Raw genomic sequence first — 20,457 nt, forward strand, 5'->3', positions numbered from 1 at the left:
ATCGGCGATCCCCTGATGTCCGTATGTGTTGACTTGCCGCACGGTTGCGCGAAGTCTAAGTCATCCGGGAAAGGCCGGAGCGTTCGGCGGTCAGGGCATCCTCGGGCAGGATGGTCCGGGTCGCCGTTTCGTCGTTGCATCAGGAGAACACAGCCATTCGTAGACCCATGAGAGCCATGCCGGCCCCGCAGAAGGACGGGCCGCGCGCCAACCGGGACATCCGTGGTGTCCGCGAAGTGCAGCTCATCGACGATACCGGACAGAATCGCGGCGTCGTGGCCTTCTTCGACGCTCTGACGCTGGCCGAGGAGGCCGGCCTCGACCTCGTCGAGATCGCGCCGAACTCCGTCCCTCCCGTCTGCAAGCTGCTCGATTACGGCCGCTTCCGCTTCAACGAGCAGAAGAAGCAGAACGAGGCCCGCAAGCGCCAGAAGACGGTCGAGGTCAAGGAGATCAAGCTCCGCCCCGGCATCGACAAGCACGACTACGACGTGAAGATGAAGTCGGTGCAGCGCTTCTTCGAGGAGGGCGACAAGGTCAAGGTGACCCTGCGCTTTCGCGGCCGTGAGATGGCGCACCAGGACATCGGCCTGCGCCTGCTGGAGCGGGTGAAGATGGAGACGGCCGAGATCGCCAAGGTCGAGAGCGAGCCGATGTTGGAAGGCCGCCAGATGATCATGATCCTCGCGCCGCGCTGAGTCTCTCGCGTTCGCGTGTCGTCATTTCCGCGTTACAAGCGCCGCCTCCGTCGGGGGCGGCGCTTTTTTGCGGGCTTTCGCACGGTGCGAAGGCGCCCTAACTGCCGCTGATGGCCCTCGAACCCGAAGAAATCGAACGCTACGCCCGCCACCTCGTCCTGCGCGAGGTGGGCGGCCCCGGCCAGGCCCGGCTGAAGGCGGCCCGCATCCTCGTCGTCGGGGCGGGTGGGCTCGGCGCACCCCTGATCCAGTATCTCGCCGCCGCCGGCATCGGCACGATCGGCATCGCGGACGACGACGCCGTCTCCCTCTCGAACCTCCAGCGGCAGGTGATCCACGGCACGCCCGACATCGGCCGGGCGAAGGTGGAGAGTGCGGCCGACGCCGTGGTCCGCCTCAACCCGCATGTGCGCGTGGACGCCCACCCGTTGCGGATCACGGCGGAGAATGCGATCGACCTGATCGGCCGCTACGACCTCGTCGCCGACGGCTCGGACAATTTTTCCACACGCTACGCCGTCTCCGACGCCTGCTTCCACGCGCGGCGCCCCCTGGTGACGGCGGCGCTCGGGCAGTTCGACGGCTCGCTCACCACCATCCGCGCCCACGAGACCGGACCGGACGGGCATCCGAACCCGACCTATCGCTGCCTGTTCCCGAGCCCGCCGCCGCCGGGCAGCGTCCCGCCCTGCGCCGAGGCCGGGGTGCTGGGCGCGCTCGCCGGCGTGATGGGCTCGCTCATGGCGATGGAGGTGATCCGCGCGGTTGCCGGCTTCGGCGAGCCCCTGGTCGGGCGCCTGCTCATGGTGGATGCCCGCGCGATGCGCTTCGAGACCCTGTCCTACGGCTGGGACGAGGCGAACCCGCTCAACGGCGCGGGATCGCTTCCAGCACGCTGAGGACGTCGGCTATGCCGACCGTCTCCGTCTGCTCCTTGCCGAGGCAGCACTTCTTGAACTTCCGGCCGCTGCCGCAGGGGCAGCGATCGTTGCGGCCGACGTCCTTGAACGGGTTGCGCTGGGGCTGCCCGGCGCCTTCCTTGGTCCAGGCGAGCTGCTCCAGCGGGTCGTCGAGGTATCCGTGGTGCCAGTGGTCGAGGCGCTTGCGGTCTTCGGGCTTGGCCTCCGCCGCGCGCAGGGTGTCCTTGAACCAGGCCGCGTCGGAGAATTCGTCGGTGATGCGCTTGTCGCGGCGGGCCGCTTCCGCGCGCGGCACGAGATCGCGGAAGCCGAGGTAGGCGATCGCCTCCTCCCAGCCGATCCAGGCCATGTCGCCCTCGACCGCCGCGTGGGCGTCGTCGAATCGAATCAGCAGGGCCTGCATCGCCTCGCGCCCGATCCGCCGGTCGAGGGTCAGGAACACGCAGGCGCCCAGCAGGGAATGGCGGACGTAGTCGTCGGCGGTGCTGTCGAGGACCAGAGCGAACAGCGCCTCGGTCTGCCCGTCGAACAGGCTTGCCACGACGCGGGGCAGGGTACTGGTGACGGCATCCCCCAGAAGCAGGTCGAGGGTGTCGTTGTCCTGCCGGAGCAGGCGGAGCAGCGGGGGCAGGGCGCGGGCGTCGCGGGCATGGGCCAGGACGTGCAGGCCCCAGAACATCAGGTTCTGCTCCTCCGGACTCAACTCCGTCCCCTCGGCGGCGGCCTCGAGAAGACGCAACGTCTCCCCGGCCAAAGCCTCGGGCCGGGCAAGCGCCGCGCGCAGGGCCTTCTCAGGCAGGTGGTCGGCCCGCGACAGGTCCGCGATCAGGGTCGCATCGTCGGTCATGGCGAAACCTCGCTCTCCGGCGGATCACCGCCGGAGCTTGTGCTTGAAAATGCTCAGGCGCGCAGGGTGGCGCCAGTCTTGCGGCCGACCTCCGCGACGATCCGGGCACTCACCGCCTCGATCTCCGCGTCGGTCAGGGTGCGCTCGACAGGCTGCAGCCGCACGGCGATGGCCACCGACTTCGAGCCCTCCGGGATGCCCGCGCCCTCGTAGAGGTCGAACACGTCGATCCCCGCGATCAGCTTGCGCTCGGCGTTGAGGGCGGCCTTGACCAAGTCGCCGGCCGGTACGGCGCGTTCGACCACGAAGGCGAAGTCGCGCGAGAGGGGCTGGAAGTCGGAGAGAGCGAGGGCGGGCTTGGCCTTGGTCGGCTTGTGCTTCGGCAGCGGCAGGGCATCGAGGACGATCTCGAAGGCGACCAGGGTGCCCTTGAGGTCCAGCGCCTTCATCACCCGCGGGTGGACCTCGCCGAACCAGCCGATCTCGGTCCTGGGCCCGAAGCGCAGGGTGCCCGAGCGGCCGGGATGCAGCCAGGCCGGGCCGCCGGCCGCGACCTGAAGCCCCCCGGTCGGGATGCCGAGGGCCGTCAGCAGCGCCAGCGCGTCGGCCTTGGCCGCGAAGGCGTCCACGACCTGCGGGCCGCCGTCCCAGTGCCGGCCGCCGCCGAGATGGGTCCCCCCGCCGCGGCGCACGGCCGTGGCGCGGATGGTCTGGCCCTCCGGCGCGTCGGTGGCGAAGCACTGGCCCACCTCGAACAGGGCGGCATCCGGGAAGCCGCGGTCTGCGTTGCGTTGGGCGGCCCGCAACAGGCCCGGCACCAGGCTCGGGCGCATGTCCGAGAGTTCGGAGGCGATCGGGTTGGCGAGGACGAGGTCGGCCCCGCCGCCGCCGAACAGCACCGCGTCGTCGTGCGGGATGAACGACCAGGTCACGGCCTCCATCAGGCCGCGGCTCGCCAGCGCGCGCTTGGCCGCCCGCGTGCGCTTCTGGATCACGGTGAGCAGCGGCTTGCCGACGCCGCCGGCCCGCGGCAGGGGCTTGGCCTCGATCCGATCGAGGCCGGCGATGCGCACGATCTCCTCCACGAGGTCGGCCTTGCCCTCCACGTCCGGGCGCCAGGACGGCGTCCGCACCTGCACCCGGTCGCCGGAGCCGGCCACGTGGAAACCCAGCGACTCCAGGGTCACCGTCATCTCGGCGCGGGACAGTTCGATGCCGGCGAGCCGCCGCACCTCGGTCCAGGGGAAGTCGATGGTCCGCTCGGTCTCGGGCACCGCGCCGGCGACGACCGCCTGGGTCGGGCTGCCGCCGCAGAGGTCGAGGACGAGGCAGGTGGCGAGGTCGAGGCCGGAGAGAGCGAAGGCCGGGTCGACGCCGCGCTCGAAGCGGTAGCGCGCATCGGTGACGACCCCGAGGCGGCGCCCGCTCTGGGCGATGTTGGCCGGGTCCCACAAGGCCGATTCGATCAGGACGTCGGTGGTGCCGGCATCGCACCCCGAGGCCTCGCCGCCGATGATGCCGGCGATGGATTCGACGCCGTTCGCGTCGGCGATCACGACGATGTCGGCGTTCAGCGTATGGGTCCGCCCGTCCAACGCCTTCAGGGTCTCGCCCTCCTGAGCGCGGCGCACGCTGAGGCCGCCGCCGACCTTGGCCGCGTCGAAGACGTGGAGCGGCCGGCCGCGGTCGAAGGTGACGTAGTTCGTGATGTCGACGAGCGCGTTGATCGGACGCAGGCCGATGGCCCGCAGCCGCGCCTGCATCCAGGCGGGCGACGGCCCGTTCGTCACGCCGCGCACGAGGCGGAGCGCAAAGAGCGGGCACAAGACCCGGTCCGCCGGCTCCAAGGCGAGGTCGACGGTGACGGGGCAGAGGCCTTCTCCGTGCACCGGTAGCAGGGGCGCGTGCTTCAGGGTGCCGATCCCGGTGGCGGCGAGGTCGCGGGCGATGCCGTGGACCGAAGTGCAGTCGGGCCGGTTCGGGGTCAGGTTGATCTCGATGACCGGGTCGTCGAGGCCGGCATGCACCGCGTAGGGCGTGCCGACCGGCGAGCCCTCGGGCAGGTCCAGGATGCCGTCGTGGTCCTCGCCGATCCCGAGTTCGGCGCCCGAGCAGAGCATGCCGCGGCTCTCGACGCCGCGGATGGTGCCCACCGACAGGGTGATGGCCTTGCCCGGCACGTAGGTGCCGGGGGGGGCGAAAACGGAGAGCATCCCCGCTCGCGCGTTCGGCGCGCCGCAGACGACTTGGACAGGCTGCCCGTCTCCGGCGTCCACCGAGCAGACGCGCAGGCGGTCGGCATTGGGGTGCTGCTCGGCGGTGAGCACGCGCGCGATGACGTAGGGCCGCAGCGCGGCGGCCTTGTCCTCGATGCCTTCGACCTCGAGCCCGATCCGCGTCAGCGTCTCGGCGATCACGTCGAGGGCGGCCTCGGTGTCAAGGTGGTCCTTGAGCCAGGAGAGGGTGAATTTCATTTGGGAAACTTGCAGGTGCTAGCGGCGGCTCGGCCGTACAAGCAGCGCGACCGCGAGCTTGCGACGGATATCGATGGGCAGTGCGTCCAGAATACGAATCGTCTCGTCGGCGAGGTCGATGAGCGTCTTCGTCTCATTTCGTGTCAGGAGCCGCTGCTGGCTGCCGAAGCGGCCAGGCTGGCTATAATCGGCATCCTCGCGCAGTTGGCGCAACTCGATAAAGGCGCTGCCGATCCGCGCCAAGTCCTCGTGGAGCTGGCGTGTCTTCGGCGATGCCAGAACATCCTGGGCCTTCCGATGCTCCAGGCTGCGATAGATCGGCTCAATGTCCTCGGACGGGGCGGACCGGAAGCCGAGGCCCTCGGCGCCGACGGCGCAGAGGGTGTGGAATACCGCGTAGTACGAACTGCTGAGTGCACGTCGGAAGGCAGCTTGCTCGACAATCTTCCGGCGGTCACGGATTGCCACGAGATGAAGCGCCACATCGAGCAACCCGCCGCTTAGGGGATTGCGGCATCTCGCACTCATGGGCCGATGTCGTCGGACTGCTGGTCGAGAGGTTCGTCGTCGGCATAGTCGTAGCGTAGAAACGGGAAACGCTCTTCGCCCTTGCCACGAAGCGCGTCGTGTAACGTGGTGAGCGCTTCGAGGGCTGCCTTGCCGTTGGCTGGCCCCGAGCCCGGTTTGAAGCGGGCCGTCACACGCACCGCGTCCTCACCGTCGACATCCCTGTCATCGACGACTTCGGACTGGACGAATCCGTAAGGACCAAGAGCCGCCCGCAGGACCTCGTCAGCCGTCTCAGTGATCTCGGTGAGGGTCAACATCTCATCGTCTCCTGACACTCACCCCGTCAGCCCTCCGACCAGGCTCGGCACGTCGAGCGGCCGGAAGCCGTAATGGTCGAGCCAACGTACGTCCGCCTCGAAGAACGGGCGCAGGTCCGGCATGCCGTATTTCAGCATGGCGATGCGGTCGAGTCCGACGCCGAAGGCGAAGCCCTGGACCGAATCCGGATCGAGGCCGCAATTGCGCAGCACGTTCGGATGGACCATGCCGCAGCCGAGGATCTCCAGCCAGTCCTCGCCCTCGCCGAAACGGATCTCGCCGCCCTTGCGCGAGCACTGGATGTCGACTTCCGCCGAGGGCTCGGTGAAGGGGAAGAACGAGGGACGGAAGCGCATCTTGACCGCGTCCACCTCGAAGAACGCCTTGCAGAACTCCTCCAGCACCCATTTCAGGCTGGCGATGTTGGCGGCCTTGTCGATCACCAGTCCTTCCACCTGATGGAACATCGGCGTGTGGGTCTGGTCGGAATCGTGGCGGTAGGTGCGCCCGGGAATGATCACCCGGATCGGCGGCTCCTGGCTGCGCATCGTGCGGATCTGGACCGGCGAGGTGTGGGTGCGCAGCACCTTGCGACGGCCCAGGTGGTCGGGGGCCAGGAAGAAGGTGTCGTGCATCTCGCGGGCCGGGTGGCCGGGCGGGAAGTTCAGGGCCGTGAAGTTCAGCTCGTCCGTCTCGATGTCCGGCCCCTCGGCGACCGAGAAGCCCATGTCGGCGAAGATGGCCGTGACCTCGTCGATCACCTGGCTGATCGGGTGGATGCGCCCGCGCGTCTCGGGCGCCTCGCGCACCGGGAGCGTCACGTCCACCCGCTCGGCCGAGAGCCGCGCCTCCAGGGCCGCCTCGGCCAGCGCCTCGCGGCGCTCGCCGAGGGCGCCCTGAACCCGGTCGCGCAGGCCGTTGATCAGGGGGCCACGCGCCTTGCGCTCCTCCGGCGTCATCGATCCGAGGGTCTTGAGCAGGTCGGAGACGCTGCCCTTCTTGCCGAGCGCGGAGACGCGCACGGCGTCGAGGGCGGCCTCGTCGGAGGCGCCGGCGACCTGGGCCAGGAGGTCGCGTTCGAGGGTGTCGAGATCGGTCATCGCGTTCACTGATGCTGGGCAGGCGCGGCGTGGTTTTGCCTGTCGCGGGCCGGCGCGCAAGGGGAGCCGCCGGACGGGCCTTCCGAAACGACGAAGGCGCGGCGCTCCCCGAGCGCCGCGCCTTTCCCGTCGGATCGGTCGTTCGCTGAGGCTCAGGCGGCCTTGGCGGCGGGCAGGGCGGACTTCGCCTTCTCGACCACCACCGCGAAGCTCGCGGGCTCGTGGATGGCGAGTTCGGAGAGCGCCTTGCGGTCCACCTCGATGCCGGACTTCGCCAGGCCGTCGATGAAGCGCGAATAGGTCAGGCCGTGCTCGCGGACCGCCGCGTTGAGACGCTGAATCCACAGCGCGCGGAAGGTGCGCTTCTTGTTCTTGCGGTCGCGGTAGGCATACTGCATGCCTTTCTCGACCGCCTGCTTGGCGATGCGGATCGTATTCTTGCGCCGGCCATAATAGCCCTTGGCGGCCTTGAGGACTTTCTTGTGCTTCGCGTGACTGGTCACGCCGCGCTTGACGCGGGCCATGGGGATTCTCCTGGATTCGACTTAAAGCAGTTCGGCGTCGTGAAGCGATTTACCGCTGGTTGGGCAAAAAGTACTTCTTCACGTTGGCGGCATCGCCTTCGAACATGGCGGTGGTGCCGCGCAGGTTGCGGATCTGCTTCGTCGTCCGCTTGATCATCCCGTGGCGCTTGCCGGCCTGGGCGTACATGACCTTGCCGGTCCCGGTGATCTTGAAGCGCTTCTTGGCGCCCGACTTCGTCTTCAGCTTGGGCATTTGGCTCTCCGTTGCGCAAAGGCCCCGGTGCCGACCCGCGAGGATCGGTAGGGACGCGCGATGATGCTTCTGATGGAGCAGCACGAACCGCCACGGCAGCCCTATCGGCCGGGCGGTTCGACGCGGGCCGGCTTATGACAGAAACGAGACGCCGCTTCAATGCCGCGTGCGCAGCCGGCGCCCGCCGCCGGGTGTGGTGCGAACCCTGCGATGCGATCCGACCGAGGAAACCGGGGACAGCGCGCGGGAGGACCAAAAGATCCGGGACGGGCGCCCAGCCAGGAACCATAACCTTGGCTGTGGGTTTCGTTCATGTCCCACTCAGACCGGGTCGGGTTAAATCCCCGGGAAATCGGCCTTCACAGGAGACACTTTCGTGCGCATTGCCCAGATCGCCCCGCTGTCGGAGGCCGTTCCTCCGAAGTTCTACGGTGGCACAGAGCGCGTCGTCAGTTGGATCACGGAAGAATTGGTCCGCCAGGGACACGACGTGACCCTTTTCGCGAGCGGTGATTCGGAAACGTCGGCCAAGCTCGCGGCCTGCACGCCGGAGGGCCTGCGCCTGCTCGGCTACCGCGACCACACCGCGAGCCACCTCGCGATGCTGCACCAGGTACACCGCCGGGCGCACGAGTTCGACGTGCTGCACTTCCACATCGATCTCCTACAGTATCCGATGTTCGAGGACCTGAACCACAAGTGCATCACCACGATGCACGGCCGCCTCGACGTGCCGGACTTCATGCCCGTCTACAAGACCTTCACCGGCATGCCCCTGGTCTCGATCTCCGACAACCAGCGCGAGCCGATGCCGCCGAACGTCAACTGGCTCTCGACGATCCACCACGGCCTGCCGTCGCAGAACTGCCCGTTCTACCCGGAGGCCAAGGGCGGTTACCTAGCCTTCCTCGGCCGCATCTCGCCGGAGAAGCGTCCCGACCGTGCCATCGAGATGGCGATCCGTTCCGGCGTGCCCTTGAAGATCGCGGCCAAGGTGGACAAGGCGGACCAGGAATACTGGGACGAGGTCATCGAGCCGATGATCCATCACCCGCTGATCGAATATATCGGCGAGATCAACGAGGAGCAGAAGAAGCACTTCCTCGGCAACGCCCTGGCGCTCGCCTTCCCGATCGACTGGCCGGAGCCCTTCGGTCTCGTGATGATCGAGGCGATGTCGGCTGGCACCCCGGTGATCGCCTTCCGCAACGGCTCCGTGCCGGAGGTCATCGCCGACGGCGTGGGCGGCGTGCTGTGCGACAGCATGGACGACGCGGTCGCGGCCGTCCACAAGGTCAAGACCATGAGCCGGGCCGGCGTGCGCCGCCACTTCGAGACGGCCTTCACCGCCGAGTGCATGGTCAAGAAATACGTGGCTGCCTACGAGGAGTTGATCGGCCGCCAGGCCGAGGTCATAAAGCTGCCGAAGGCCGCGTCCTTCACGCCCCATTACGGCGAGATGAACGGCTCGGCCCGTCCTTCCATCGCCGTCGCGGCGATGCCGGCCTGACGGCCTTCCGGCACCGCCCTTGCACGGCGGTGCCTGCCCTGGCAGGCGTCGCACAAGCGCCTAACTGACACGGTCTCAAGGGCCGCCGCATCGCGCGACAGCGATTCGGCGGCCCTTTCGATTCGCACCCCTCGAACCCGGAGATGCCCAGGCATGGCGGCTGACGACACGACGGCGACGGTGCAGGCCAAGATCGAGCGAGCGGCGCTGGCCCACGGATTCCAGGACGCCGACGAGGTGCTGCCGCCCTACCACATCGAGGCGCAGACCTCCCTGGTGGACCGCCCTTTGCGATCCCTGAAGTTCGGCGAGGCCTTCGCCGTGCTGGATTCCTTCGGCGACATCGGCGTGCTGCCGGGGCCCGAGGGGCTCTACTTCCAGGACACGCGGTACCTCTCGCGGCTGGAGTTCACCGTGGAGGGCCAGCGCCCGTTGATGCTCTCCTCCGTGATGCAGGACGACAACGGCGCGCTCAGCGTCGACATGACGACGCCCGACATCCGCATCGACGCCCACGACGAAACCTCGATCCCCCGCGAGGTCATCGCCATCGAGCGCACCAAATTCCTGTTCCGCGGCGCCTGCTACGACCGGATCGGCCTGCGCTCCTACGATTCGCGCCACCGCAACCTGCGCATCGTCGTCAGCTTCGATGCCGATTACCGCGACCTGTTCGAGGTGCGCGGCACCGACCGTACGAACCGTGGCAAGCGCTCGGTCCAGGTCGCGAGCGACCGCGAGGTCCAGTTCCGCTACGTCGGCCTCGACGAGGTGGTGCGCACCACCGCCCTGCATTTCGGACCGAAGCCGAGCCTGATCGAGCCGGGCCGGGTCGAGTTCTCGGTGTCGCTCGCGCCGGAGGGCCGGGCCTCGCTCTTCATCCGCGTGGTCTGCGAATCGCACAAGGCGTTCACCAGCGCGCCCTCCGCCGAGCGCATCGGCGAGCATGCCGCGGCCGGCCTGTCGCACGCCTCCGGCAGCACGCCCGTGCGCCCGCCCAAGGATCTGCCCGAGGGCAACGTCTTCGCCCGCGCCTACCGCGACGCCCGGCGCGACCTGCGCCAGCTCACCGCCGGCATCACCACGATCATCTCGTCGAACGACCAGTTCAACGAGGCCCTGTGCCGCTCCACCGCCGACCTCTACATGCTGGCCACCCGCACGCCGGAGGGCATCTACCCCTTCGCCGGCATCCCCTGGTACTCCACGGTGTTCGGGCGCGACGGCATCATCACCGCGATGATGGCCCTGTGGATCGACCCGAACTTCGCCAAGGGCGTCCTGCGCTACCTCGCCTCGACCCAGGCCAAGGCCGTCGACCCCGCCGCCGACGCCCAGCCCGGCAAGGTGCTGCACGAGACACGGCGCGGCGAGATGGCGATGCTCGGCGAGGTGCCGTTCCGGCACTATTACGGCACCATCGACGGCACGCCGCTCTTCGTGATGCTGGCCTGGGAATACTATTCCGTCACCGGCGACCGGGAGACCATCGCCCGCATCTGGCCGGCACTCGAACTCGCCCTCGCCTGGATGAACGATTACGGCGACCGGGACGGGGACGGCTTCGTCGAGTACGCCCGCGACACCGACAAGGGCCTGGAGAACCAGGGCTGGAAGGACAGCCACGATTCGATCTTCCACGCGGACGGGCAACTGGCCAAGGGCCCGATCGCTCTCTGCGAGGTTCAGGGCTACGTGTATGCGGCCAAGAACGGCATGGCCAAGCTCGCCGCCATGCTCGGCCACGACGCCCTGGCGGAGACCCTGACCAACCAGGCTCGGTCCTTGCGCGAACAATTCGACGCGGCGTTCTGGAACGAGGAGATCGGCACCTACGCCCTGGCGCTGGACGGCGCGAAGAAGCAGTGCGCCGTGCGCTCGTCCAACGCAGGACATGCCCTGTTCACCGGCATCGCCTTGCCGGAGCGGGCGGCCCGCGTCGCCGAGACCCTGCTGTCGAAGGACGGGTTCAACGGCTGGGGCGTGCGCACGATCGCCCGCGGCGAGGCCCGCTACAACCCGATGTCCTACCACAACGGCTCGATCTGGCCGCACGACAACGCGCTGATCGCCATGGGGCTCGCCCGCTACGACCTCAAGGCCGAGGCCGCCCGCATCTTCCAGGGCATGTTCGAGACCGCCCTCTACCAGGACCAGAAGCGGCTGCCGGAGCTGTTCTGCGGCTTCATGCGGCGGCGCCAGCGCGGGCCGGTCTCCTACCCGGTGGCGTGCAGCCCGCAGGCCTGGGCGGCGGCCGCGCCCTTCGCCTTCCTGGCCGCCTGCCTCGGCCTCGAACTCGACCACGGCCGCAACCGGGTCCGGTTCCGCAATCCGGTTCTGCCGGCGTTCCTCGACGGGGTCACGATCTTCAACGTGAAGCTCGGCGGCTCGCACCTCGACCTGCGCTTCCAGCGCCACGACGACGACGTCACCGTCAGCGTGCTGCGGCGCAGGGGCGACGCGCAGGTGGCGACGGTGCGATAACCCCGACCCACAGATCGCTCGATCGGGACGACGCGTGCATCCGGAAACCTCTCCCTTGAGCCTCGCGCAGGCCCTGATCCGCTGCCCTTCGGTGACACCCGAGGAGGGCGGCGCCCTCGCGCTGCTCGACGCCATCCTCTCGGCGGCGGGTTTCTGGGTGGAGCGCCCGGTCTTCTCGGAGCCCGGCGAGCCCGACATCGAGAACCTCTACGCCCGCATCGGGTCGGGAGCGCCCTGCCTGCTGTTTGCCGGCCATACCGACGTGGTGCCGCCCGGCGACGCGGCCGCCTGGACGCACGGCCCCTTCGCGGGGGAGGTCGCGGACGGAATGCTCTACGGGCGCGGGGCGGCCGACATGAAGGGCGGCATCGCCTGCATGCTCGCCGCCGCCCTGGCCTTCCTCAAGGCGCGCGGACCGGACTTTCCCGGCTCGATCGCCTTCCTCATCACCGGCGACGAGGAGGGCCCGGCCGTCAACGGCACGGTCAAGCTCCTCGACTGGGCGCGGGCGCGGGGCGAGCGCTTCGACCATTGCCTGCTGGGCGAGCCCACCAACCCGAGCCGCCTCGGGGAGATGATCAAGATCGGCCGGCGCGGGTCGCTGACCGGTCGGCTGACCGTGCACGGACGCCAGGGCCACGTCGCCTACCCGCACCGGGCCGAGAACCCGATCCCGGGGATGCTGCGCCTCGCATCGAGCCTGATCGCCGACCCGATCGACGGGGGCACCCGGCACTTCGATGCCTCGAACCTCGAATTCACCACGCTCGACGTCGGCAACGCCGCCACCAACGTGATCCCGGCCGATGCGCGCGCCGTGTTCAACGTCCGCTTCAACGAGGGCTGGACGGCGCAGACGCTGGGCGATGAGATCCGCCGTCGCCTGGACGTCGCGGCCGGCAACGCCATCCGCTTCACCCTCGACCTCCAGCCCTCCAATTCCCCCGCCTTCCTGACCCGGCCCGACGCCTTCGTCGACCTGGTGGCCCAGGCCGTCGAGGCCGAGACGGGCCTGCGCCCGGCGCTCTCGACAACGGGGGGCACCTCGGACGCACGCTTCATCAAGGATGCCTGCCCGGTCATCGAGTTCGGGCTGGTCGGGGAGACGATGCACCAGACCGACGAATGCGTGGCGGTGGCCGACCTGGAGCGGCTCACCGCGATCTACGGGCTGGTGCTGGAGCGCTATTTTTTCGGGTAGTCCACCCCGACGAAGGTCAGCCCGCAGGCCGGCGCCAGAGGGCCGCAGCGGGTCTTCACCTTTGAGGCCAGGATGTCGGCCACGTCGTCGGCGCTGAGGCGACCCGAACCGGCCAGCATCAGCGTGCCCACCATCGCCCGGACCTGATGGTGCAGGAACGAGCGGGCGCTGGCCGCCACCACGATCTCGTCGAAGAAGCCGAACCGCTCGCGCGCCACGTCGAGTCGGTCGAGGGTGCGCATCGGGCTCTTGGCTTGGCACTCGGCGGCGCGAAAGGCCGTGAAGTCATGGTGGCCGAGCAGGCGTCGGGCGGCGGCGTGCATCAGGACCGGATCGAGCGCCCAGGGCACCTGCCAGACCCGGCCGCGGGTGAGCGCCGTGGGGCTGCGCCGGTCGAGGATGCGGTAGCGGTAGTGCCGCCGGAGCGCAGAATGGCGCGCGTCGAAGTCCTCGGCGACGATCTCGGCAGCCAGCACCGAGACGGGCTGCGGATGCAGGTGGGCGTTGAGGGCGTCGCGCACCGTGTCCGTGCGCCAATCCCGCGCGAGGTCGAGATGGGCGACCTGATGGGTGGCGTGCACCCCGGCATCGGTGCGCCCGGCGCAGGTGAGACGGGCGGCCTCGCCGGAGAAGCGTGTCACCGCCGCCTCGATCGCCCCTTGCACGGTCGGCGCGTCCGGCTGGCGCTGCCACCCGCGGTAGGGAGAACCGTCGTACTCGATGACGAGCTTGTAGCGGGGCATCAGCGGGAGCCGGCCGCGCGGGCGGCGCTCACGACAGGCGCGCGCCGGGCACGAGCCGCGCCCCGCGCAAGAATTCAGGGCCACCGAGGCTGCCGCCCTTGCCCGCCCGGCGCAGGTCCAGCAGGCGCACTGCACCCGTTCCGCAGGCGACCGTGCCGTCGGCATCCAGAAGCGTGCCCGGCACGCCCGAGCCTTCCGCGGCCTCGGCCCGCAGCAGCTTCACCCGCTCCGTGCCCTTGCCGAGGTCGACCTCGAAGAAGGCGCCGGGAAAGGGGGAGAGGCCGTTGACATGGCGGGCGACCTCCGGCCCGGAGCGCGACCAGTCGATGCGCGCCTCCGCGTTGCCGATCTTGTGAGCATAGACCACGCCGGCCTCGGCCTGCGGCGTGAAGGCGAGGGTGCCGCGCTCCAGCTCTGCCAGGGCTCGGCCCATCAGCTCGGCGCCGGCCGGCATCAGCGCGTCGTGGAGTTCACCCGCCGTCATTCCGGAGGAGATCGGCACGCGCGCCTCCAGCGCCACCGGCCCGGTGTCGAGCCCGGCCTCCATGCGCATCACGCCGACACCGCTCGCCGTGTCGCCCGCCATCACCGCCCGCTGGATCGGCGCGGCCCCACGCCAGCGCGGCAGCAGGGAGCCGTGCAGATTGAGACAGCCGTGCCGCGGCAGGTCGAGGATCGCCTGCGGGAGCAGCATCCCGTAGGCGACGACCACCGCCACGTCCGCCCCGTGGCTGGCGAAGGTCTCGGCGGCCTCGGGCGTGCGGAGCGTGGCCGGCGTCAGCACCGGCAGCCCGAGGCTGTCGGCCAGGGCGTGCACGGGGGAGGGGCGCAGCCCCATGCCGCGACCGGCGCGGGCCGGGGCACGGGTGTAGACGGCCGCGATCGCGTGCCCGTCCCGCGCGACGCGCGCGAGCGTCGGCACCGCGAAATCGGGCGTGCCCATGAAGACGACGCGCATGGCATTCCCTCGAAGCGCTCCCGGCCGAAGCGGATGCCGGTTCGGCGTCAGGCAGCGCGTATAACCGACGACTTGGAGCTATGCCCGATGGCGACGTGCACGGTCCACGACTCGTGGCAACGTGTGGCGCTTTCGACCCGCGCGGTCGTGGACCGCGCCCGTTCTCATGGAGGCGTCCACGCTTGAGACGGTAGGCCAAGGCGACGCAGATCGCACCGTATCCCCGTGAGGGCGCGGTCCGGATGCCGCCGGACCACAGGAGCAGGTCGCCTCCGTCCGGGGGAGATCACGCGCAGTCCTCAATCACCTCCACCGGTGAGGACGAGGCGAAGGGAGCGGGCGAGTTCGTCACGGCGGTAGGGCTTGTTCAGGACCGGAAGTTCGCCGCGGCCGATGACCTGCCCCTCGTCGAGGTTGGCCACGTAGCCGGAGGTGAGCAGGACCTTGAGGCCCGGCCGCAGGCGCTGCGCCTCCGTCGCAAGTTGGGACCCGTTCATCCCGCCCGGCATCACCACGTCGGAAAACAGGATGTCGATGCGTTCGACGCCCCTGAGGTGTTCGAGGGCGTCGGACGCGTTGCGCGCCACGACGACCTTGTAGCGCAGCTCTTCCAGGCTCTCGACGGCCATGGCCAACACCTGCTCGTCGTCCTCGACCAGCAGCACGGTGTCTCCGTCGACCGCGCGACGCAGGGGCAAGGGGCCGCCCGTGCCCGTCCCCGATTCCTGGCCGGCGGGATCGGAGGAACGCGGGAAGTACAACCGGAACGCGGTTCCGGTCCCGACGTCCGATTCGATGCCGACGAAGCCCTTGGCGCTCCGGGTGAAGCCGTAGACCTGGCTGAGACCGAGGCCGGTCCCCTTGCCGACCTCCTTGGTGGTGAAGAACGGCTCGAACACCCGCGCCAGCACCTCCGGGGCGATGCCGGAACCGGTGTCGGCGACCGAGATCACGACGTAGTCGCCCGGCGGGACGCCCTTGTCGGCGACCGCCGCGGTATCGAGGCGGACGTTTCGGCTGCGCACGGAGATGCGCTCCTCTCGGTCGCCGCCTTCCATCGCATCGCGTGCGTTGACGATGAGGTTGAGCACGGCCGCCTCGAATTGGGCGGGGTCGATCCGGATCGGGTCGAGGGCCGGGTCGAGGTCGAAGGCCAGGTCGATGGCGCCACCGGCCGCCCGCTCGCCCAGCGGCTTGAAGTCGAGGAGCAGCCGGTTCGGGTTCAGGGTCTGCGGCCGCAGCATCTGCCGCCGCGAGAAGGCGAGCAGTTGTTGGGTCAGCTGCTCGCCGCGGCGGGCGGCATTCATCGCTGCCTCGGCCAGTCGCTTGACCCGATCGACGTTGTCCGGCTTGCGGATCATCATGTCGAGGCCGCCGACGATGACCGTGAGCAGGTTGTTGAAGTCGTGCGCCACGCCCCCGGTCAACTGCCCGATGGCCTCCATCTTCTGGGCCTGGCGCAACGCGTCTTCGGTAATGCGCTGGTCGGTCCTGTCGAGAAGGACGCCAGCCATGCGCACCGGTCTGCCGTCGCCGCAATATTCGGCCCGGCCCTTGGCGGCGACCCACCGGATCGCACCGTCCCGGCGCCGGATGCGGCATTCGACGTCGAGCACGCCGGTGCCCACCGCCGCCGCGAACGCCTCCTCGACCTGCGGGCGATCCTCCGGGATCACGTGAGAGAGGAACAACGACATCCCCCAGACCGCGACCGGCTCGTCGTAGCCGAAGATCGCATCGTGCTGGCCCGAGCGACGTACCGTGTCGTGCACGAGGTCGAGGTCCCAAGACCCCATGCCAGCCGAATCGAGGGCGAACGCGAGGGTCTCGCGGGCGGCCTCGACCTCGCGGGTGCGCTCCTCGACGCGGCGCTCCAGGGTCTCGTTGACGACCCTGAGACGCTCCTGGGCCTGCTCGCGTTCGACGATGTGCCCGCGTGCCTGGTATTGGCGGCGGCGCACCCGCAGGGCCGAGGCGACTGCGCTGGTCAGTGTCTCGGCATTGATCGGTCGCTCCAGCAGCACGACGTTCCCGAGCCGCTCGATGGTTGCGGCCGCGCGCGGGGTGCGCGGCCCGGCCTGGCGTGTGGCCAGCAGCACGAAGGGGAAGTCCGACCACGGCGGCTGTCCGGCCAATAGGTCGTCCAGGTCAGCCGGGTCGATGTCGGCCAGGGCCTCCTCGGTGACGATCGAGGCGCCGGCCGGTCCCCGGAGGCCGTCGACCCAGGCCCGGCCGTCGGCGCATCGGGTGACCGCAGTGCCGGATTTGGCGAGCAACTGCTCGATCACGATGGCGTCGCGTCCGCGCGGCGCCAGGATCAGGACGCGGTTCTCGTCCTCCGTCGTCACGCTCACGTCGCGGATTCCGGGGCGGCCCCTTCGAGCATCGCCATCTCGCCAGCATACGAGGGAAGCCCGCTGAGCACGCCCTGGAAGTCGGCGAGTGCCGGCCCGACCTGGAGGCCGGTCGACGACAGCTTCATCTCGCGAATGGTGCGCTCGTGCGCGTTGACGCGACTTTTGACCACCGAGATTGCCGAGCGGACCTCGCCCTTCGCCTCGAAGTACCGGAACAGCAGGATGCAGTCGCTGAGGTAGCTCAGGTCGATGTCGGTCCGCACGTCGCCGATCACCCCGTGCTGGCCGAGGACGAGGAGGGTCGTGACGCCCTTCTGGTTCAGATAGGTCAGCAGTTCGTGCATCTGCAGGATGAGATACTGCTCTCCGGGCATTGCATGGATGTACGCGTTCAGGCTGTCCAGGACGACGAAGGTCGAACCGTGGTCCTCGACGGCCTCGCGGACCCGGCAGGCGAACTCGCCGGGAGCGAGTTCGGCCGGGTTCACCGGCAGGATGGTCAGCGCGCCGCTCTCGATGTGCGGCCGCAGGTCCATGCCGAGCATGGCCGACCGCGCCAGCAAGGTCGCGAGCCCCTCGTCGAAGAGGAAGTACGTCGCCTTCTCGCCCCGATCCAACGCCGCGAGCATGCAGCGGACCGCGGTCGTGGTCTTGCCCACGCCGGAGGGACCGAGGAGCAGCGTGTTGGTGCCCGAGACCAGGCCGCCGCCGAGCAGGAGGTCGAGTTCGGTCGAGCCCGTGGACCCGGTGGTGGGATCGAACGCGGCATGATGCTCGCCCGCGATCAGGCTCGGGAAGAGCCTGATGCCGCCGGTATCGAGGTTGAAATCGTGGAAACCGCCCCGGACCTTGACGCCGCGCATCTTGAGGACGCGCAACCGCCGCCGCTCGGCCCCGAACGCGCGCGTGTTCTGCTCCAATACGATCACGCCGTGCGCGATGCTGTGGAGCTGGACGTCGGCCGTGCCGTCGTCGAGCATCAGGACTGTGCACTTGCGGGCGGTGAAGAACTGCTTGAGGGCCAGGATCTGGCGGCGGTACCGCAACGGGTTCTGCGCCAGGAGCCGGAGTTCGGAGAGGCTGTCGAACACGACGCGGGTTGGCTTCAGGGCGTCGACGCGCTCCATGACCTCCCGCACCGTCTCGCCGAGTTCGACCTCCGACGGGTGCAGGATCGACTGCTCGCTCTCGGGGTCGAGGCCGAGTTCGCTGACGAGTTCGTAGACCTCGATCCCGTCGAGGGACCAGCCGTGAGAGGCCGCCGACGCCTTGAGCTCGACGGCGCTCTCCGACAGCGTGACGTAGAGGCCCTTCTCACCCCGGCCGGCGCCTTCGAGCAGGAACTGGAGCGACAGCGTGGTCTTGCCGGTCCCGGGCGTGCCTTCCAGCAGGAACAGGCGTTTCGCCATGAGACCGCCGGCCAGCACGTCGTCCAGGCCGGCGATGCCGGTCGATACGGTGGTTCCGGCAACGGGGACGACACGCGACTGGGTCTTGGGGGACATGGCTACCACGGTACGAAAGGGCATCCGGCAACCGTCCAAGCTGGAAGACGGCCAAGGGCTCCTCGGGAAAAGTTCGTCAGCCTTCAACGCCGCACGATCCGATAAGTCTCCGCGGACCCGGAGGATAAACGGCCAAGCGCCACACGGTTGCCAGGTGCCGGCGGCTGGTGCGCCGGCTGCAAGGCGACCTCCAGGCATTCGGACAAGGGAGGCGAGGTTGCACGCACCAGAGCGTATCCGTCCGTATCGTGAGAACGGCTACGAACGCGCGGCCTTGGAACCGGTTACCCACGCTTTTCGCTGCGGCTTAATCCCGATGCCCGCAACAATATCGGGCGGCCAAGATTGTCCCTACGCCGTCAGGGACCGCGTGCTTCCATGGACCGAGTGAACGACTTCAGCGACACGAACCGGCAGATGCTTCCGGGAACCGAGCAGGGCGAGGAGCCGTCTATCGAGGCCGCAGAGGCGGTCGTACTGGAACCGCTGGCCGACTATCCGCACATCGACCTTCGTGAAGGCGGCGAGCCCTGGGACAGGCGCCGGGCCGCCGGCAAGCGCCTGCGCGATGCGGTGCCCCATGCCGGACACGCCGCCCTCGACCGGCCCGACGACCGGCCGGACCCGGTCGCCTTGATCGAGAACGCGCACGTGGGGCGCCAGACCGACCTGATCCCTCTGCGGGTGGCGCGCATGGCCTCGTCGCCCTTCGCGTTCCTGCGTGGGGCGGCCCACGTCATGGCCTGGGATCTCGCGCAGAGTTCCCGCAGCGACATCATGGTGGTGATGAACGGCGACGCGCACATCGCGAATTTCGGCCTGTTCGGCACGCCGCAGCGCGACGTCGTGCTCGACCTCAACGATTTCGACGAGGTCACGATCGGCCCGTGGGAGTGGGACCTGAAGCGGCTCGTGGCCAGCATCGAGGTCGCGGCCCGCGGCGATGGGGTTCCGGCAAGCGAGCGGCGTCAGGCGGTGATGGCCGCGGTCGGCGGCTACCAGCACACCATGACCGACCTGGCGCCCCAGGGCTCCCTCGACGTCTGGCAGCAGGCGGCGCGGGCCGACCAGCTCGACTTCTCGGGCATCCGGATCGACGCGCAGTCGCAGACGGTCGTCCGCAAGGCGGTCGAGAAGGCCCGCAAGAAGGACAATCGGAGCCTGCTGGCCCGCGTCGGCGAACGGCGGGTCGACGGCGGCTGGCGGTTCCGCGAAGAGCCGCCGATCCTCACCCGCGTCGACGAAGAGACCCGGGACGGCGTGATCACCGGACTCGAACACTATGCCGAAACGTTGCCGCCGGAACGCCGGTTCATGCTGAGCCGCTACCATGTCGTCGACGTGGCCCACCGCGTCGTCGGCGTCGGCAGCGTCGGAACACGCGCCTACGTCGCGCTGCTCTGCGGCAACTCGGACCAGGACGTTCTCTTCCTGCAGGTGAAGGAGGCCGTGCGCCCGGCGCACGCGCCCTACCTGCCCGGGATGCCCGAGCCCTACGCCAGCCACGAGGGCGAACGGGTGATCTATGGCCAGCGCCTGCTCCAGGGGGTCGGCGACCCGCTTCTGGGCTGGACCACGATCGCCGACCGTCCGTTCTACGTGCGCCAGATGAAGAACATGAAGGGCGAGATTCCGGTCTCCTGCATGGTCGGGCAGCCGCTGCTCTACTTCGCCTGGGCCTACGGGGCGCTGCTCGCCCGCGCGCATGCCCGCACCGGCGATGCGGCCGCGATCGCCGGCTATTGCGGCAAGGACCGTCACCTCGACCTGCGCGAGGCGCTCGCGGACTGGGCGCAGGCCTACGGTGAGCGGAACGCGGACGATTATCGGGCCTTCCTCGCCGCGATCGAGAGCGGTCGCCTTACGGCGGCGGACGATCCCTGTCTATGAGGGGCCGGTCCCGTGGAAGAGGCGCGACCCGAACCATTCATCGGTCGATACGAAGGGCACGGCCGCGCGCGAGATCGTGGCGACGATCCCGGCGCGGTCCCACTTTTGAACGGGCGCTCTAGAGCGTGTTATGAACTTCTAGGGTGGGTTTTGCGTTTGGGTTTA

The 20,457-nt window shown here is 69.2% G+C and carries 17 protein-coding genes; 6 read left to right on the plus strand and 11 right to left on the minus strand.

Annotation, left to right across the window (positions count from 1 at the left end):
- The first annotated feature begins 176 nt into the window (after nucleotides 1–176).
- Both infC and COGEMETH_RS11710 read left to right on the plus strand, forming a co-directional pair.
- Nucleotides 177–698: a translation initiation factor IF-3 gene (gene infC / locus COGEMETH_RS11705; RefSeq protein WP_238182738.1), complete on the plus strand. Its 522-nt coding sequence runs from the start codon at nucleotides 177–179 to the stop codon at nucleotides 696–698.
- 110 nt (nucleotides 699–808) lie between these two features.
- Entirely contained in the window at nucleotides 809–1,597 is a 789-nt protein-coding gene (locus tag COGEMETH_RS11710; protein WP_238182739.1) for a HesA/MoeB/ThiF family protein, read from the plus strand.
- Here the strand turns inward: COGEMETH_RS11710 and COGEMETH_RS11715 are convergent.
- The 7 genes from COGEMETH_RS11715 to rpmI all read right to left on the minus strand — a co-directional run bounded on the left by COGEMETH_RS11715 (nucleotide 1,566) and on the right by rpmI (nucleotide 7,644).
- Complete coding sequence (locus tag COGEMETH_RS11715; RefSeq protein ID WP_238182740.1) at nucleotides 1,566–2,465, minus strand: DUF1186 domain-containing protein; 900 nt, start codon at nucleotides 2,463–2,465, stop codon at nucleotides 1,566–1,568. The genes COGEMETH_RS11710 and COGEMETH_RS11715 overlap by 32 nt on opposite strands.
- A 53-nt stretch (nucleotides 2,466–2,518) precedes the next feature.
- Nucleotides 2,519–4,939 carry a phenylalanine--tRNA ligase subunit beta gene (gene pheT / locus COGEMETH_RS11720; protein WP_238182741.1) on the minus strand — a complete coding sequence of 807 codons (2,421 nt, stop codon included), beginning with the start codon at nucleotides 4,937–4,939 and terminating at the stop codon, nucleotides 2,519–2,521.
- An 18-nt stretch (nucleotides 4,940–4,957) separates the two neighbouring features.
- Nucleotides 4,958–5,422 (minus strand): hypothetical protein, encoded by a 465-nt coding sequence (locus tag COGEMETH_RS11725; protein WP_238182742.1) that lies wholly within the window; start codon nucleotides 5,420–5,422, stop codon nucleotides 4,958–4,960.
- Nucleotides 5,423–5,463: 41 nt separating this feature from the next.
- Nucleotides 5,464–5,766: a hypothetical protein gene (locus tag COGEMETH_RS11730; protein WP_238182743.1), complete on the minus strand. Its 303-nt coding sequence runs from the start codon at nucleotides 5,764–5,766 to the stop codon at nucleotides 5,464–5,466.
- Nucleotides 5,767–5,784: 18 nt separating this feature from the next.
- Nucleotides 5,785–6,867, minus strand: coding sequence for a phenylalanine--tRNA ligase subunit alpha (pheS, locus tag COGEMETH_RS11735; RefSeq protein ID WP_238182744.1), 1,083 nt, complete (start codon nucleotides 6,865–6,867; stop codon nucleotides 5,785–5,787).
- A gap of 152 nt (nucleotides 6,868–7,019) precedes the next feature.
- Nucleotides 7,020–7,391, minus strand: coding sequence for a 50S ribosomal protein L20 (rplT, locus tag COGEMETH_RS11740; RefSeq protein ID WP_238182745.1), 372 nt, complete (start codon nucleotides 7,389–7,391; stop codon nucleotides 7,020–7,022).
- Between the two features lie 49 nt (nucleotides 7,392–7,440).
- Nucleotides 7,441–7,644, minus strand: a complete 204-nt coding sequence (gene rpmI / locus COGEMETH_RS11745; RefSeq protein ID WP_238182746.1) for a 50S ribosomal protein L35 — start codon at nucleotides 7,642–7,644, stop codon at nucleotides 7,441–7,443.
- Nucleotides 7,645–8,020: 376 nt separating this feature from the next.
- Here rpmI and COGEMETH_RS11750 point away from each other — a divergent pair, with 376 nt between their 5' ends.
- The 3 genes from COGEMETH_RS11750 (at nucleotide 8,021) to dapE (ending at nucleotide 12,839) form a co-directional block, all read left to right on the plus strand.
- A complete protein-coding gene (locus COGEMETH_RS11750; RefSeq protein WP_238182747.1) occupies nucleotides 8,021–9,154 on the plus strand; it encodes a glycosyltransferase family 4 protein in 1,134 nt (377 codons plus the stop codon).
- A 153-nt stretch (nucleotides 9,155–9,307) separates the two neighbouring features.
- A complete protein-coding gene (locus COGEMETH_RS11755) occupies nucleotides 9,308–11,638 on the plus strand; it encodes an amylo-alpha-1,6-glucosidase (protein WP_238182748.1) in 2,331 nt (776 codons plus the stop codon).
- A gap of 34 nt (nucleotides 11,639–11,672) precedes the next feature.
- Nucleotides 11,673–12,839, plus strand: a complete 1,167-nt coding sequence (dapE, locus tag COGEMETH_RS11760; RefSeq protein ID WP_238182749.1) for a succinyl-diaminopimelate desuccinylase — start codon at nucleotides 11,673–11,675, stop codon at nucleotides 12,837–12,839.
- Here the strand turns inward: dapE and truA are convergent.
- The 4 genes from truA to COGEMETH_RS11780 form a co-directional block, all read right to left on the minus strand.
- The gene (truA, locus tag COGEMETH_RS11765) at nucleotides 12,824–13,582 is read right to left on the minus strand and encodes a tRNA pseudouridine(38-40) synthase TruA (RefSeq protein WP_238182750.1); all 759 of its coding nucleotides are present in this window, start codon (nucleotides 13,580–13,582) and stop codon (nucleotides 12,824–12,826) included. The genes dapE and truA overlap by 16 nt on opposite strands.
- Nucleotides 13,583–13,610: 28 nt before the next feature.
- Nucleotides 13,611–14,540 carry a methionyl-tRNA formyltransferase gene (gene fmt, locus COGEMETH_RS11770; protein WP_238182751.1) on the minus strand — a complete coding sequence of 310 codons (930 nt, stop codon included), beginning with the start codon at nucleotides 14,538–14,540 and terminating at the stop codon, nucleotides 13,611–13,613.
- 299 nt (nucleotides 14,541–14,839) lie between these two features.
- On the minus strand, nucleotides 14,840–16,894 hold the full coding sequence (locus tag COGEMETH_RS11775) for a PAS domain-containing hybrid sensor histidine kinase/response regulator family protein (protein ID WP_238182752.1): 2,055 nt from the start codon (nucleotides 16,892–16,894) through the stop codon (nucleotides 14,840–14,842).
- Nucleotides 16,891–18,402 carry an ATPase domain-containing protein gene (locus COGEMETH_RS11780; RefSeq protein ID WP_238182753.1) on the minus strand — a complete coding sequence of 504 codons (1,512 nt, stop codon included), beginning with the start codon at nucleotides 18,400–18,402 and terminating at the stop codon, nucleotides 16,891–16,893. Before COGEMETH_RS11780 ends, COGEMETH_RS11775 begins: the two co-directional genes overlap by 4 nt.
- Nucleotides 18,403–18,819: 417 nt before the next feature.
- Here COGEMETH_RS11780 and COGEMETH_RS11785 point away from each other — a divergent pair, with 417 nt between their 5' ends.
- Nucleotides 18,820–20,292: a DUF2252 domain-containing protein gene (locus COGEMETH_RS11785; RefSeq protein WP_373875350.1), complete on the plus strand. Its 1,473-nt coding sequence runs from the start codon at nucleotides 18,820–18,822 to the stop codon at nucleotides 20,290–20,292.
- Nucleotides 20,293–20,457: the final 165 nt, after the last annotated feature.

The sequence above is a fragment of the Methylobacterium trifolii genome (assembly GCF_022179685.1).
Classification (GTDB): domain Bacteria; phylum Pseudomonadota; class Alphaproteobacteria; order Rhizobiales; family Beijerinckiaceae; genus Methylobacterium; species Methylobacterium trifolii.